This window comes from Achromobacter sp. 10T422 (genome assembly GCF_056394065.1).
In genome coordinates this window covers 493,830-506,584 of sequence record NZ_JBFTHD010000001.1, presented here as the reverse complement: position 1 = coordinate 506,584, position 12,755 = coordinate 493,830, and the positions used below count along the sequence as shown (strand labels likewise).

General features: G+C 65.3%; 12 protein-coding genes. 5 read left to right on the top strand and 7 right to left on the bottom strand.

Annotation, left to right across the window (positions count from 1 at the left end; all coding sequences use genetic code 11):
- The first annotated feature begins 7 nt into the window (after nt 1-7).
- The 3 genes from AC1DB0_RS02190 to AC1DB0_RS02180 are packed head-to-tail and all read left to right on the top strand — an operon-like array spanning nt 8 to nt 4,955.
- A complete protein-coding gene (locus tag AC1DB0_RS02190; RefSeq protein WP_476756689.1) occupies nt 8-2,161 on the top strand; it encodes an efflux RND transporter periplasmic adaptor subunit in 2,154 nt (717 codons plus the stop codon).
- A gap of 15 nt (nt 2,162-2,176) precedes the next feature.
- On the top strand, nt 2,177-4,150 hold the full coding sequence (locus tag AC1DB0_RS02185; protein WP_054425462.1) for a preprotein translocase subunit SecA: 1,974 nt from the start codon (nt 2,177-2,179) through the stop codon (nt 4,148-4,150).
- Nucleotides 4,151-4,163: 13 nt separating this feature from the next.
- Complete coding sequence (locus AC1DB0_RS02180; protein ID WP_441370888.1) at nt 4,164-4,955, top strand: efflux RND transporter periplasmic adaptor subunit; 792 nt, start codon at nt 4,164-4,166, stop codon at nt 4,953-4,955.
- 47 nt (nt 4,956-5,002) lie between these two features.
- Here the strand turns inward: AC1DB0_RS02180 and AC1DB0_RS02175 are convergent, their stop codons facing one another.
- Nucleotides 5,003-5,203 (bottom strand): hypothetical protein, encoded by a 201-nt coding sequence (locus AC1DB0_RS02175; RefSeq protein ID WP_054425465.1) that lies wholly within the window; start codon nt 5,201-5,203, stop codon nt 5,003-5,005.
- Between the two features lie 229 nt (nt 5,204-5,432).
- On the opposite strand from AC1DB0_RS02175, the gene AC1DB0_RS02170 reads away from it, so the two are divergent.
- Nucleotides 5,433-5,834: a hypothetical protein gene (locus AC1DB0_RS02170; RefSeq protein ID WP_054425468.1), complete on the top strand. Its 402-nt coding sequence runs from the start codon at nt 5,433-5,435 to the stop codon at nt 5,832-5,834.
- A 55-nt stretch (nt 5,835-5,889) separates the two neighbouring features.
- On the opposite strand, the gene AC1DB0_RS02165 is transcribed toward AC1DB0_RS02170, so the two are convergent.
- Complete coding sequence (locus tag AC1DB0_RS02165; protein ID WP_175169174.1) at nt 5,890-6,855, bottom strand: 2-hydroxyacid dehydrogenase; 966 nt, start codon at nt 6,853-6,855, stop codon at nt 5,890-5,892.
- Nucleotides 6,856-7,014: 159 nt separating this feature from the next.
- Nucleotides 7,015-8,010: a Bug family tripartite tricarboxylate transporter substrate binding protein gene (locus tag AC1DB0_RS02160; RefSeq protein WP_054425489.1), complete on the bottom strand. Its 996-nt coding sequence runs from the start codon at nt 8,008-8,010 to the stop codon at nt 7,015-7,017.
- 246 nt (nt 8,011-8,256) lie between these two features.
- Here AC1DB0_RS02160 and AC1DB0_RS02155 point away from each other — a divergent pair, with 246 nt between their 5' ends.
- Nucleotides 8,257-9,180 (top strand): LysR family transcriptional regulator, encoded by a 924-nt coding sequence (locus AC1DB0_RS02155; RefSeq protein ID WP_175169173.1) that lies wholly within the window; start codon nt 8,257-8,259, stop codon nt 9,178-9,180.
- Between the two features lie 36 nt (nt 9,181-9,216).
- Here the strand turns inward: AC1DB0_RS02155 and AC1DB0_RS02150 are convergent, their stop codons facing one another.
- The 4 genes from AC1DB0_RS02150 to AC1DB0_RS02135 form a co-directional block, all read right to left on the bottom strand.
- Nucleotides 9,217-9,597 carry a DCC1-like thiol-disulfide oxidoreductase family protein gene (locus AC1DB0_RS02150; RefSeq protein ID WP_054425492.1) on the bottom strand — a complete coding sequence of 127 codons (381 nt, stop codon included), beginning with the start codon at nt 9,595-9,597 and terminating at the stop codon, nt 9,217-9,219.
- A gap of 60 nt (nt 9,598-9,657) precedes the next feature.
- Nucleotides 9,658-10,413, bottom strand: a complete 756-nt coding sequence (locus AC1DB0_RS02145; protein ID WP_175169172.1) for a sulfite exporter TauE/SafE family protein — start codon at nt 10,411-10,413, stop codon at nt 9,658-9,660.
- A gap of 210 nt (nt 10,414-10,623) precedes the next feature.
- Nucleotides 10,624-11,994: an HdeD family acid-resistance protein gene (locus AC1DB0_RS02140; protein WP_054425499.1), complete on the bottom strand. Its 1,371-nt coding sequence runs from the start codon at nt 11,992-11,994 to the stop codon at nt 10,624-10,626.
- Between the two features lie 107 nt (nt 11,995-12,101).
- Nucleotides 12,102-12,740, bottom strand: a complete 639-nt coding sequence (locus AC1DB0_RS02135) for a DUF2239 family protein (RefSeq protein ID WP_476756690.1) — start codon at nt 12,738-12,740, stop codon at nt 12,102-12,104.
- Nucleotides 12,741-12,755: the final 15 nt, after the last annotated feature.

Sequence of the window (12,755 nt, the reverse complement as noted above, 5' to 3'; positions counted from 1 at the left end):
TAAGAAGATGTCTGGTACCGCGCTCTATAGCAATTCCTGGCACCGGGTCAGCACGCTGCGCCCGCGGCTGCGTTCGCACATTCATATTCATCGCCACGTGTATCGCGGCGAGGTCTGGTACGTGATGCAGGACCAGAGCAATGGCGAATTCCATCGTTACACGCCCGAAGCCAATCTGCTGATCAGCCTGATGGACGGGCGCCGCACGGTGCAGGAGATCTGGGAGATTGCCTGCGGCCAGCTGGACGATGACGCCATGCCGCAAGATGAAGTCATCCGGCTGATGGCGCAGCTGCACCGCGCTGACGTGCTGACGACCGACCGCGCGCCCGATGTGCGCGACCTGGTCGAACGCCGCAAGCGCCAGCGCATGCAGAAGATCAAGCAATACATCGGCAACCCCAGCGCGCTGAAGATGCCGCTGGTGGACCCCGACCGCTGGCTGACGCGCACGCTGCCTTGGTATCGCTGGTTGTTCACGTGGGTGGGCGCGCTGCTGTGGCTGGCGGTGGTGGCGGCTGGCACGGCGCTGGGCGCCATGCATTGGCAGACGCTGACCCACAACATCTGGGATCAGGTGTTTTCCACGGGCAATGTGCTGGCCATGGCGCTGGTGTATCCGGTGGTGAAGGCCATTCACGAGCTTGGCCACGCCTGCGCGGTGAAGGCGCGCGGGGGCGAGGTGCATGAGATCGGCCTGATGTTCCTGCTGCTGGTGCCCATTCCGTATGTGGATGCGTCGGCGGCATCCGCCTTTGCCGATAAGCGCTGGCGGATGCTGGTGGGCGGCGCGGGCATTCTGGTGGAACTGTTCCTGGCGGCGGTTGCGATGATTGCGTGGACGCAGCTGGAGCCGGGGCTGGGCCGCTCGCTGGCCTATACCGTCATCATCCTGTGCGGGGTGTCGACGCTGTTCATGAACGGCAACCCGCTGCTGCGCTATGACGGCTATTACGTGCTGTCCGACGGCATCGAAATTCCCAACCTGGGCCAGCGGGCCAACGGCTATCTGGGCTATCTGTTCAAGCGCTACGCGCTGGGGCTGCGCGGCGTGGAAGCCCCGCGCGCGACGCCGGGCGAACGCGCCTGGTTCGTGGGCTATGCGCTGCTGTCGTTCTGCTACCGCATGTTCATCATGTTCCTGGCCATCTTCATCATGGCCGGGCAGTTCTTCTTCTTTGGCGTCCTGCTGGCCATGTGGGCGCTGTTCAACACGATCGTGATGCCGCTGTGGCGGCTGGGCCGGCAGTTCTATGCCGACCCGCAGATTCAGGCGCATCGCTTGCGTTCCTATGCCATCTGCGCGCTGTGCATCGCGGGCGTCGTCGGGCTGGTGGGCGCGGTGCCGATGCCGTCGTCCACCGATACCGAAGGCGTGGTGTGGGTGCCGCCCACGGCGCAGGTGCGGGCGCCGGTGGCCGGCTTCGTGCGCGCGCGGCAGGCGGCCGATGATGCGCCGGTGGGGCTGGGCGCGCCATTGATGGCGCTGGAAAACGATGAACTCATCCGCCGCGACGCCATGCTGGCCGCGCAGGTGGATGAATACCAGGCGCGCTATGTGCAGGCCTACGCGCAGAACCAGGTGCAGGCGGCCATCATGCGCCATCAATGGACCAGCTTGCAGACCGAACGGCGCGCCATCCAGGAACAGGTGCAGGCGCAGCAGGTGCGCAGCCCGCACGCGGGCCGCTATGTGTCGGCGCAGCCCGAGGACATGACGGGCCGCTATGTGCAGCGCGGTGAACTGCTGGGCTATGTGTTGACCGATGCCGAAACCGTACGCGTGGTGGTGCCGCAGTCGAGCCTGGAGCGCATTCACCGGTCGCTGAAGGATGTGCGCGTGCGGCTGGTGCAGGACAGCGGGCAGGAATTCACCGCGCAGATTTCGCGTGAAGTGCCGGCGGCAACCGATGAACTGCCCAGCCTGGCGCTGAGCTTGCAGGGCGGCGGCAGCATTGGCGTGGACCCGCGCAAGTCCCAGGAAGGGCGGGCGAAGTCGGCCGAGAACCTGTTCGTGATGGACCTGCGCTTGCCCGAAGATGCGCCGCGCGCGTACTTGGGCGCGCGCGTGTACGTGAAGTTCTCGCACGAGCCCCGGCCCATCGCGCTGCAAGCGTATGACGCCGTCCGGCAGATGGTCTTGCGCCAGTTCCGCTTTTGATGCGCGCGCCCTGACATGCACGCCTTCGCCACCCTGAACCCGGACCCGCTCTATCCTGAAAAGGAGAGCGAGCGGCATCCGAACAAGCTCGAAGCCTGGGGCACGGCCGCCTTGCGCTGGCTGGGCAGAAAGCGCCGCCAGCCGCTATCGCGCACCCGCCGCATCGTGGCCCGCGTGCACCGCGAAACCCAGGCGCTGGGCGACATTGACCTGGCCGGCGTGCGCCAGCGTGCGGACGAAATTGCCTATGACCTGCGCTGCAACGGCATCACCCCCGCGAGCGCCGCACGCGCGTTTGCGCTGATCCGGCAGGCGGGCCGGTTGACGGTGGGCAAGGCGCATTTTGATGTGCAGCTGATGGGCGGCTGGGCCATGCTGCAAGGCATGGTCGCCGAAATGAACACGGGCGAAGGCAAGACGCTGACCGCCACGCTGCCCGCCGCCACGGTCGCCATGGCGGGGCTGCCCGTGCATGTGATCACCACCAACGACTACCTGGTTGAGCGCGATGCGCAGATCATGAGCCCCATCTACGAAGCGCTGGGCCTGTCGGTGGCCTGGGTCAGCATGGAGATGGACATCCCCACGCGCCGCCAGGCGTATCAGGCGGACGTGGTGTATTGCTCGAACAAGACGCTGGTGTTTGACTACCTGCGTGACCTGATTGTGCTGGACGGCGGCAAGGACGAAGACGCCTTGCGGCTGGAACGGCTGCGGGGCGAACAGGGGCGGCTGAGTCAGCTGTACCTGCGCGGCCTGTGCTTTGCCATTGTGGACGAGGCCGACAGCGTGCTGGTGGATGAAGCGCGCACGCCGCTGATTATTTCAGGCGTGCAGGAAGACGACACCACCGACGTGACGCGCCAGGCCATGGCGCTGGCCGGCGCGATGGACCCCGCGCATTACCGGCTGCTGCGCGGCGAACGCCGGGTGACGCTGACGGAGCTGGGCCGCGAACATCTGCGCGCCGAATGCGCCGCCTTGCCCGCGCCCTGGAGCATTCCGTTTCGCCGCGAAGAGCTGGTGCTAAGCGCGTTGACGGTGCTGCACATGTACCGGCTGGACGAGCAATACATCATTCGCGACGAGAAAATCATGGTCGTGGACGAGTTCACCGGGCGCGTCATGCCGGACCGCTCGTGGGGCCAGGGCTTGCACCAGATGCTGGAGCACAAGGAAGGGCTGGCGCTGAGCGAACCGCGTTCCACGTTAAAGAGCATCAGCTACCAGCGCTTCTTCAAACACTATCTGCTCTTGTCTGGCATGACGGGTACGGCGGCGGAAATTCGCGCTGAGCTAGGCCGTGTGTATGACCTGCCCGTGGTGCGCATTCCCACGCATCGCCGCTCACGCCGCCGTCATGCGCCCGATGCGGTGTACGCCACCTTGAACGACAAGTGGGCCGCCGTGCGCGACCGCACCCGCGTCCTGCATGCGCAAGGCGTGCCGGTGCTGATCGGCACGCGTTCGGTGGCGGCGTCGGAACAGGTGGCGCAAGTGTTGCGCGAAGCCGGTCTGCCTGCGGTGGTGCTGAACGCCAAGCAGGACGCGGACGAGGCCGACATGATTGCGCAGGCCGGCCAGATGGGCAGCATCATGATCGCCACCAATATGGCCGGGCGCGGCACCGACATTCCGCTGTCCGACGCCGCGCGCGAGGCGGGCGGGCTGCATGTGATTCTGACCGAACGGCACGAGTCGGCGCGCATTGACCGCCAATTGGAAGGCCGCTGCGGCCGCCAGGGCGACCCCGGCCACGTCGAAGCCATTCTGTCTTGGGAAGACGCGGTGCTGGATAGCGTGGCGGGCAAGGCGTGGGCCAAACCTGCGCAATTGCTGCGTTCAATGGGCGGGCATGGCGTGGCGGCCCGCTGGCTGCGCTACGCCCAGGCCCGCACGGAAAAGAAACTGGCCCGCGAGCGCCGCCATATGGTGGCCGCGGATGAAGAACTTGAAAACTCCTTGTCCTTTTCCGGGCAGGGGGATTGATCTCCACAACCCTATGACACATCGCCTACGCTTCTTTTGCTTTGGTCTATTCAGCGGCCTGATCGCCAGCGCCGCCGCGCAGGGCTTGCCGCCCGATGCGCGGCTGCCGGTGCTGGCGGAACCCGCCTTGTCCTCGCAGGGCGACACCCTGCAAACGCCGATGGCCTGCCTGATCGAACCCTTTCAGGTGTCAGAGCTGGGCAGTGCGTCGGCCGGTGTGCTGAGCAATGTGCTGGTGCAGCGTGGCGACGTGGTGAAGAAAGGCCAAGTCGTGGCCGAACTGAACACCAGCGTCGATGAAGCCACGTTGGGCTTACGCCGCGCCGAAGCCGCCTACCTGGGCCGCGTCGTGGACCGCAACGCCGACCTGTTTAAACGCCAACTACTGCCCGCAGGCGACTACGACGAGATGACCTCGCGCAGCCGTCAGGCGCAGCTGCAAGTGGCGCTGCAACAGGCGATTCTGGCCGAGCGCAGCATCAAGAGCCCGTTTGATGGTGTGGTTGCCGAGCGCTATGCCGGGCCGGGCGACCGCGTCAACGACAACAAGATCGTCAAGCTGGCGCAGATCAATCCCTTGCTGGTCAAGGTGGTGGTGCCGGAAGGCTTGTATGGCCAGATCAAGGCGGATGCGGCCGCGCAGGTCACGGTCAATGCCGCCATCAGCGACAAGCCGCTGCAAGGCAAGGTGTGGCGCATCGACCGCGTGATGGATGCGGCCAGCGGCACGTTCACCGTGCTGTTGCGCGTGCCGAACGAGGGCAACACGATCCCGTCGGGCATCCGGTGCTCGGTCAAGTTCTGATGGCGCGCCTGGCGCGACGGCGCTAGGCGCGGGGTGCTGCCGGACGGCTAACCGCCCCGGTGGCCGCCGTGGTAGCGGGGCGCGGACAGGTTGCGCGGGCTTTCTTTATGCTGCGCGGTAGCCATTGCCTTGCGGCGCGCCTCTTCTTGCAGATGCTCGGCGCGCGCGCGATCCTTGTCGGCGTGCGGGGGCGTGTCGGCGGCGGGCGCCGTTTGCGGATGCGTCGTGCGGGAAGTCGGGGACGTCATGGTGCGACCCTCTCAAGGTGACGCGGCATATGCCGTGCATTCACGTTACGCCTGGCGTGGCGGGGCTTCCAGCGGTCAATTGCAACAGGCCGCAAAGGGTCGGACCCCGCGTGCGGCGGTTAGCCGGTAGACTGGCGAACGCCGCCGTGCTGATTTTCAGGACGCGGCGCCAATCAGACGCCGGCCCAAGCGGGAGACCCGGCGCGCATCACCAGGGGCATTTACGATCATGAAAATAAAAAAACTCATTGAAGAACGGCGCCAGGGCGACCGGGCCGCCGTCCGGGAAAGCGCCGATCCGTCGGACGCAGAAGCGCTTGCCGCGCTGGATCAATTGGACGGCGCAGAGTTCAGTTCCATCGCGTTTGTGACCGAAGACGAAACCGTCTTGGCGGTGGGAGGCGGCGCGGGCACATTCGTGGTGTCGATCACGCTGGACGACGACGCGCGCATCTATACGCTGATTGATCCGTCGCGCTCGGAAGATCATGACGAGAATGTGGTGGTGGGTGGCCAGTCAGGCAGCTATCAGCAATATCAGTGCGTGAGCCGCGAGCTGGCCGCGGCGGCCATCTTGTACTTTCAACAAGAAGGCGCGCCGTCGCCGGATTTGAAATGGGTCAGCGAATAGCCCAGCCGGCGCGCTCTGCCTGTTCGACAGGCGCCGCCGGCTTGACGCGCAGGGTCTAAACGACGCGCGTCAGCACTTTCTCTTCCCGGAACCAGCCGTCCAGGTTGGCCACCATCAGGTCGGCCATGGCGCGGCGGGTTTCGTGCGTGCCGCTGGCGATGTGCGGCAGCAGCACCACGTTGTCCATCGCGTTGAACGCATCCGGGGTGGCGGGTTCGTGTTCGAACACGTCCAGGCCCGCACCGGCGATACGCTTGCCCTGCAAGGCGCTGACCAGCGCGGCTTCGTCGACGACGGTGCCGCGCGCAATATTGATCAGCCAGCCCTTCGGGCCCAGCGCGTCCAGCACGCGCGCGTTCACCATGTGGCGCGTGGCGGCGCCGCCCGGCACGGCCAGCACCAGAAAGTCGCACTCCGCGGCCAGCGTTTCGATGTCCGGCACGTAGCGATATTCCGCGGGGGCGTCAGCGCGCGGCTTGCGGTTTGTGTACAGGATTTCCATATCGAACGCGGCGGCGCGGCGCGCGATCTGCAAGCCAATATTGCCCAGGCCGACAATGCCGCAGCGCTTGCCGCTCATGCGCGTGCCCAGCGGAAAACCATCGTTGGGCCAGCGGCCGGCGCGCACGAATCGGTCGGCTTCAGCGATGCGGCGCGGCGCGGCCAGCATCAATGCCAGCGCCGTGTCGGCCACGCAGGCGTCCAGCACGCCCGGGGTGTTCGTGACGACCACGCCGCGTTCGCGGGCGGCGGCCAGGTCGATGGTGTCGTAGCCCACGCCAAAACTGAAAATGCCTTCCAGCGCCGGCAGGGCGGCGATCAATTCGCGCGTGGCGCCAAAGCGGCCGCTGGTGGCGATGCCGCGTATGGACGCGCCGTGTTCGCGCAGCAGCACGCTGGCGTCGGCGGCTTCCCATAGGCGATGCACGTGGTAGCGCGACTCAAGGTCCGCCACCAGATCAGGCAACAAGGGGCCGACCATCAGCAGGTGGGCGGCGGAGGAGGGCAGGGAATCTGTCATGGATACGGCTTATTTGGAAGGGGCGGTGAGATGGCCTGGAAATCGGGCCAATAAGGATGAGTTCGACGGCCCGAAACCGGGCCAATGAGGTTCAGTTCGAAGGTCCGAAATCGGGCCAAAGAGGTTTAGTTCAACGGCCCAAAACCGGGCCGCCGGGGATCAATTGGTTTGGATATTGCGAGTCTTGATGATCTGCCCGTAGCGCGCGCGTTCGCTCGCAGCCAGCTCTTGCAACTGCTGCGGAGTCGAGCCGTGCGCCACGGCGCCTTGTGATTCCAGCTTGGTTTTCATGGCGGGGTCGGCGGTGATGTCGCGGATGGCTTGCGACAGCTTTTCAATGACGGCAGGCGGCGTGCCAGCGGGCGCCAGCACGGCCGTCCACGAACCCGATTGCGCGTTCTTCACGCCGGCTTCGTCGATGGTCGGCACGTCCGGCATGGCGGGCGAACGGGTGGCACCCGTGACGGCCAGCGCACGCAGCTTGCCGCCGGTGACGTAAGGCATCGTTTCCAGCACCGAGGCAAACAGCATGTCGACGCGTCCGGCCATCAGGTCGGTCATGGCCGGGCCGCCGCCCTTGTAGGGCACGTGCATCAAATCCACGCCGGTCGCCTGCTGGAAAATTTCACCCGACAAGTGCGGCGCGCCGCCCGTGCCGGAACTGGCGAACGTGTGCTTGCCCGGTTCGGCTTTGGCCAGCTTGACCAAGTCCGCCACGTTCTTGGCGGGCAGGTTGGTGGGCACGACCAGCACGAACGGCAAGTCCGAGAACAGCGACACCGGCGCGAACGCGGTGGCCGGGTCGGAATGCAGCTTGTAGATCCACGGGTTGATCGCCAGCATGCCCGAATTGGCGAACAGCAGCGTGTAGCCATCGGCCTGCGAACGCGCGACCAGGTCGGCGGCGATCTGCCCGCCTGCGCCCGGCCGGTTGTCTACCACCACCGACGACGCCAGCTTGTCGCCCAGCGCGGCCGCCAACAGGCGCGCCGAAATATCGGTGCCGCCGCCTGGCGAAAACGGCACGATCAGATTGATCGGCCGCTCCGGGTAGCCGGCGGCGTTGGCGCTCCAGGGCAACGCGGCGGTGGCGGCCAGGGCCAGCGCCGCGGCGATGAGCCGGACGCGAGGGCGGGCGATGGGGGTTGTCTCCATGTCTCTTCTCTTTTTTTGGGGTGAATTTGCGTTGGCAAGCGGCTTACGCCGTGAAAAAACTGCGTGCTGCGGTGATGCTCCTTTGGGTTCTGCGGGCCGGCAGCCGCTTGCCAGGTGTCCGCTTGCGCGAAGGCTTGGCGATTGCTGGGCGACGGGGTCTGGCCGTTTTTTCGGAGTATAGAAACGGCTTTCGATGGATAGCCGTTCGAGCTATAAATAGCATTGATCAATTCAAGGATTGAATCGATGGAGTTCCGTCAGCTTGAGTGTTTCATTGCGGTTGCCGAAGAGCTGCACTTTGGCCGTGCGGCTGAACGGCTCTGCATGACGCAGCCGCCGCTATCGCGCCAGATCCAGTTACTGGAACAGGATCTGGGCGTGACGCTGTTCGAACGCAATAGCCGCCAAGTGCTGCTAAGCGCCGCAGGCCGGCGCTTTCTGCGCGATGCGCGCCACTTGCTGGAATTTTCCGCGCGCGCGGCCGCCACCGCGCGGCGCACCTCAGGCGGCGAGGCCGGCCACATCACGCTGGGCTTTACCGCCGTGGCGTCGTACCGCTTGATGCCGTCGATGATCATGCAGGCGCGCAAGCTCTTGGCGGGCGTTGAAATTCAGCTGCGCGAAACGGTCAGCACCGATCTTGACCGCTTGCTGGTTGCCCGCGAGCTGGACGCCATTCTTGCGCGCAGCGTGCCGCAGCAGGCCGGTATCGAATCCCGCTTGATTGAACGCGAGCCCCTGGTGCTGGCGCTGCCCGCCGGATCGCCCCTATGCGAACACGAGACCGTGCCGCTGCGCCTGTTGCAGGGCCAACCCTTCGTGCTGTATTCGCCGCGTGAAGGGAAGTACTTTTATGACCGCATCGTGGGGGCGTTCGGCCTGGCGGATGTGCAGCCCGACTACGTACAGCGGGCGGGGCAAACCCATACGCTGCTGGCGCTGGTGCGCGCGGGGCTAGGCGTGGGCATCGTGCCGGATTCGGCGCGTGAACTGCGCTTTGAAGGCGTGGAATTCCGGCCGATTGGTCAGCGCAATCTGTACGCCGACATGTATCTGGCGTGGCACGCGCAGCACGACAATCCGGCGTTGGACGCCTTCCTGACACGCGTGGTGGGGGTGGGCGTGGGTGTGGCGGGTGACCAAGAGACCCGGAGCGATACGCCGGCCTGATTGCGCCAGCGCCACGCCCGGTGCTCTGCGTCTTGCTTACATCTGCATTTTCTTCTTGCCCAGCAAGGTCAGCGCCAGGCTACGGCCGGTGCGCATGAAGGGGTACAGCGCGGTCGACAGGCAGCGGTTGCGGAAGACGGCGGCGTTCACGCTATTGAAGAAGTCGTTGCCGGTGCTGAGCAGCGCCAGCCGGTTGATGCAGTCGGCGCCCCAATAATCCTGGCCGTCCAGATGCAGCAGCATGCCTTGGTTCAGGTCATACCCTTGCGCCTTGTAGGCCACGGCCAGATCGGGGTGGTCGCGCATATTGAGCAGCTCGATCGGGCCTACCGCTTTTTGCAATTGCAGCATCCGCACGTAGTTCGAGCAGAAGGGGCAGTCACCGTCGTAGAGCAGGAAGTTCTTGGGCGTGGACATGATGCTCCTTGGTTGAAATGCACGGGTCCATTAAAGCGCAACGGGCGGCGATGGGGGAATTCAGGCCAGCCGTTCGATCAGCCGCGGCAAGGACGCCGCCAGCAGCGCTACCCCGGAAAGCGTCAACAAGCCCAGCACAATCTGCCGAAAGCGGGCCTCGCTGATACCGATATAGAGCTTGGCGCCAAGCAGCGTGGGCACGAGCATTGCGGGCGCCACGATGGCGAACAGCGGAAGCATGTCGCGGGTGACGATGCCCGTAGCAAGGTACGTGCCCATCGTCACGGCCAGCATCGACAGGTTGAAATTCTGGATGATGGCGCGCTGCTTGTCTTTTTCATAGCCTCGCAGCGTGCACCACAGCGTGGGCAACGTCCCCGAAAACCCGCCGATGCCCGCCAGCACGCCGCCCGAGAAACCCACCGCGCCGTCGGCCGCGCGTCCGCCCGCCGTGATCTTGGGGATGTTGCGAGCCAACAGCATGGCGGGGCACCACAGAATCAAAAAGCCGCCCAGCATTGCCTTGAACCAGTCCATATCCAGGTGGGGCAGCACGGCCACACCCAGCGGAATGCCCGCCAGCCCGCCCAGCACGAAGGGCGCCAATTGCTTGAGATTGAAGCCGCGCCGTACCGTGACTGCGGCGAGCACCTGGCCGACCAGCGCGCCGAACACCGCTAGGGTCGCCGCCAGCCGCGGCTCCAGCGCCCAGGCCCAGAACGACATGGCGACCAGCCCGAATCCAAAGCCCGACAAGCCTTGCACAAATCCAGCGGCCACCGCCCCAACCACCACGACCAGATACACCGAATCCATCGTCATCCTCGAATTGTTATGGGTGCCTCGCGCGTTTCAGTGATCGCGGGCTGAAGGCATTCTGATTCAGACCCATAAGGAAAAAATTCGATTTCTTGATAGATAGATAAGGTGAGGCTAATGCTTGCGGGCGAGGCAGGCAGGGCAGGCAGCGCAGACAGGGGGCGCGGGAAGCAGGCAAGGCAGAAGAGACAAGGGAGGCAAAAATGATCAGGCCGGCGGACGGCGCAGTGGCGCGTCGCGGTCCTGCTGGCGCCAATTGGCGCGCAGTTCAGCGATGCGGCGCAGCGCCACTTGCGACATCTTCCACCAGCCAAACGGGCGCGGATCGGCCAGCATGCTCATCGCGCGGGCGTAGTCCAGCGTCAGCCCGGGCGTCCACGCCATCGTCACCGCGCGCTTGCGGATCTGCGACGCCACCCACAATTCCGGCGTCAACAACAAGCGAATCAGCACGCGCCAACCGGCCTGGCTGCCGTGCAGCCGCCCGACCACGCCGTCCAACGCGGCGTCCAAGGCGCGGGCGACCGAGCTTGAGCAATTGCGGTGCGTCAGGTTGTAGATGCAGGTCTGCCGATAGACGTTCCAGAACGCGGCAAGCTTTTCGGCGTCGTAATTGCGAATGCGCACGCGCGTGGTGGACGGGCACCAGGCTTGGGATTCGGTGGCGTAATCCGGCTGGTACACGCCGGGGATATCGTTTTCAGCCGTGGCGCGCAGCAGGTTGCCGAACTCGTCAGGCGAGCGGTCGATTTCGTCCTTCGGGTACAGGCTGATGTAGATGCCTTCGGGTGACTCCAGCGCCGCGTGGCCGGTAGAGATAACGCCGTTCACGTCCACCGCGGCAATGTAGCGGTCCACCACCGGGTAGTTGCGCGTTTGCGCCTTGGCCGAACCCGACGGCGTCCACACATGCACGGTCAACGCGCGTTCGGAATCACTGGGCGGCCCATCCCACACCGGGGCCGGTGCCGCAGGCGATGCGGGCATGAAGTCGGACGAATCGTTTTCCGCAAAAGCCGGATTGGACGCCAGATGCCGCACCCGCCGCGCCAGCCACAGCAGCTTGATCGCCGCAATGCACAGGAACAGGCCCAGGCAGTAGGGCACCGTGCCGACATAGTTCGTGGGGTAGGGCTGAAAGAAAAAGATGGCCAGCAGAATTTCGCCCATGCCGCCGGCAAACGCATAGCGCCAGCGGCTGTAGCGCACGACATACGCGGCCAGGCATTGCAGCACGCCGTCGATCAGGAACAGCAAGCCAAAGATCATCGACAGCACGAAGTGCCCATGATGGTGGCCAGCCAGAATCAAACCGCCTGCCAGCAACACGAACATCCCCTTGGCGTAGCGCAGCACGCGCTGCCCGCCCACGCCGCTGGACGCAATCAACAAGGTGGCCAGCCCTTCGATGATGAAGAGCACGGCGAACGCGTTCAGCGGAAAGTACAGGGCGTTGTCCAGCGCATCGACCAAGAGGAAGATGCCCGCCAAGAGAAAGATCACGCCGGCGCCCGCCAAGGCACGCCAACGCTTGCGCAGATAGGGAACTCCCAACAACAGCAATACGAGTTGTGGCATGCCAGCAATCCGGTTGAGGTGGATACGGCTGAAGGGTTAGGTGGGTACGGCTGAAGTCAGCATCGTACCGAAACCTTGCCGTGTTGCCGATCCGGATTTCGCTGCGATCAGGCCGCAGCTTGCGCCGGCCAGGCCAGGCTCATCGCATAGCCGCGCACATCTTGCGGCCACGCTTCCACGCACTGAACAAAGCGGCTTTCGTCGCCCGCATACAGCGCCCGCGTGGCCTCTTCGAAGCCGGGCAGGTCGCCCGCTATGCTCGACATGAAGCGACACGCGGCCTCTTGCCGTTGACGCTGCTGGTCTTGCGCTTCGTTGTCGCGGCGTGCTTGCTCCACCAGCTTGCGCAGCGCAACGGATGCGCCACCGGGTTGCGCGCCCAGCCAGTCCCAGTGACGCGGCAGCAGCGTCACTTCGCGCGGCACCACGCCCAGCTTGGGACGGCCGCGTCCGCGCGGCTGCGCGTTGGGCGTCTCGGCGACGTCTGCTTCCATCGAGGGCGGGCTGCCGGCCGCAGAGGGCGTGTGGCGCGCAATGATGTCGGCATCGTCACCGCGCAAATCCAGGTCGGTCTGCTGGCCGGTGCTGTCGTTGAACACCAGGGGATTGCTGCTGCTGCTGCTGCTGCTGCTGCTGCTCGTGTGCATTGCACGCTTCACCGCCAGCGCCACGTCGGCGAGGGGGCCGGCGGCCAGAATGCGGTGGCCGTCAAAAGCGGTGTAGCGCGGGGTAGGGTGGGTCGTCATGATGTCCGGTTCCGA